This is a genomic window from Methanobrevibacter sp. (genome assembly GCF_045636185.1).
Lineage (GTDB): Archaea > Methanobacteriota > Methanobacteria > Methanobacteriales > Methanobacteriaceae > Methanocatella.
Genome location: NZ_JAZTXC010000152.1, coordinates 1 through 1,945, shown reverse-complemented (window position 1 = coordinate 1,945; position 1,945 = coordinate 1). Strand labels below are relative to the sequence as shown.

The 1,945-nt window shown below is 32.9% G+C and carries 2 protein-coding genes; both read left to right on the top strand.

The features are described 5' to 3' along the window. Positions 1-335: 335 nt before the first annotated feature. Positions 336-965: a cobalt-precorrin-8 methylmutase gene (locus ACKI3Q_RS08550; RefSeq protein WP_407416174.1), complete on the top strand. Its 630-nt coding sequence runs from the start codon at positions 336-338 to the stop codon at positions 963-965. Positions 966-973: 8 nt separating this feature from the next. Continuing rightward, the coding region (locus tag ACKI3Q_RS08545) for a glutamate-1-semialdehyde 2,1-aminomutase (protein ID WP_407416173.1) at positions 974-1,945 on the top strand (972 nt) is incomplete at its 3' end.

The following is a 1,945-nucleotide window of genomic DNA, read 5'->3' as shown; positions in this document are numbered from 1 at the left end:
TAATACATTATTTTTTAGACATAATATTATAATTATGATTGAATTATATTATCTACAATATATTGATTTTTATTCTATTGTAAAAGAAAAAAATACTGAAATGAGAGGATAGGATAACATTCATTATGCATGATTTTTCCCAAATGATATAATCTAAAAAAAGATAATTTTAAAATTTCACCAATACATATAATATTTAAAATAAAGTAATTAAAATGGAAAATTTCAAGTTAAAGGAATTTTACTTGGCTTAAGAGATATTTTAAAAAGTTAATTCAAAATCAAAATTTGGTATAAAAAAATATTTTAACTATTTTTTTACATATAATTATAGTATGACAGACCAAATGTTTATGGGTGCATCAACCAAACAAGGTTATGATATCGCTACCAAAAGTAGAGAAATCATACGTGGCCTTATCGGTGATGACATTAAAGATTTGAAACCTGCTGAAAAAGACATAGTTGAGCGTATTGTTCATTCAACAGCAGATCCAGAATACGCTAAACTTGTTCATATCAGTGATGACTTTGTAGATTCTGCAATGAAATCATTGAAAAATAATGAAACAATCTTAACAGACATCAATATGGTAAAATATGGAATAACCCGTTATGATGGTGAAGTTGAATGTTACATTAAAAATGAAGAGGTTAAAAAAATAGCTAAAGAGCACCAGATTACAAGGGCTGCTGCTGCTATCAGATATGCAAGTCAAAACGATTTTGAAGGCATTGTTGTTTCTGGAAATGCCCCTACAGCAGTTTTTGAAGCTATGGATTTATATCAAAAAGGTGAAATGAATCTTAAAGCTATCGTTGGAGTTCCTGTAGGTTTTGTCGGAGCTGCCGATTCAAAAGAGGCTTTGAGAAATTCAAATATTCCTAATGTTATTACTGAAGGTCCGAAAGGTGGTACACCTATTGCTGTTGCTTGTGTAAACTCATTAATCCAACATTTATAAGTGATAAAATGACTGAAGAATTATTTGATGAATCAAAAAAATACTTCCCTGGAGGAGTCAATTCACCAGTGCGTGCATTTAAGCCTTATCCATTTTTTGTGGAAAGCGCTGGAGGATGTAAAATAACCGATAGTGAAGGAAATACTTATATTGACCATTGTCTTGCTTATGGACCATTGATACTGGGACATGCTGATCCTAAAGTTGTACGTGAAGTATCCAATCAATTAAGCATAGGTACGGCATATGGTGCTCCAACTGAAAATGAAATTAAACTTGCTCGTGAAGTCGTTGATAGAATACCTTCTGCTGAAATGGTTAGATTCTGTAACAGCGGAACTGAAGCTACAATGAGTGCTATCAGATTGGCACGTGGTTTTACTGGCCGTGACAAAATCATTAAATTTGAAGGAGCTTATCATGGAGCTCATGATTATGTTTTGGTTAAAGGTGGTTCAGGTGCAGCATGCTTGCCCGATTCTGCAGGCATTCCAACAGACACTACTAAAAATACATTATCCGTTCCATTCAATGATGAAGAAGCATTAAGTGAATTGATTGAAAAAGAAGGAGAAAATATCGCCTGTTTAATAATGGAAGTTGTAATGGGTAATGTTGGATGTATTGAACCAAAACCTGGATTTTTAGAGTTTATACGAAAAATAACTGAAGAAAATAATATTGTATTAATATTCGATGAGGTTATTACTGGTTTTAGAGCTTCCAGAGGTGGTGCTCAACAATATTATGGAGTCACTCCCGATTTAACCACATTAGGTAAAATTGTTGGTGGAGGACTTCCAATGGGTGCTTTCTGTGGAAAAAGAGAAATAATGGAATTAATAGCCCCTCAAGGACCAGTTTATCAGGCAGGAACATTTAGTGGTAATCCAATTTCTGTCCAGGCAGGATTATCTACACTATCACAATTGGATGATAAATTTTATAAGGATTTAGAGAGAAAAGGAAATTTCCTTAGA

What these genes read in the sequence shown, in the direction of transcription:
- ACKI3Q_RS08550 (WP_407416174.1), top strand. Translation starts at nt 336, where the DNA reads ATGACAGACCAAATGTTTATGGGTGCATCAACCAAACAAGGTTATGAT.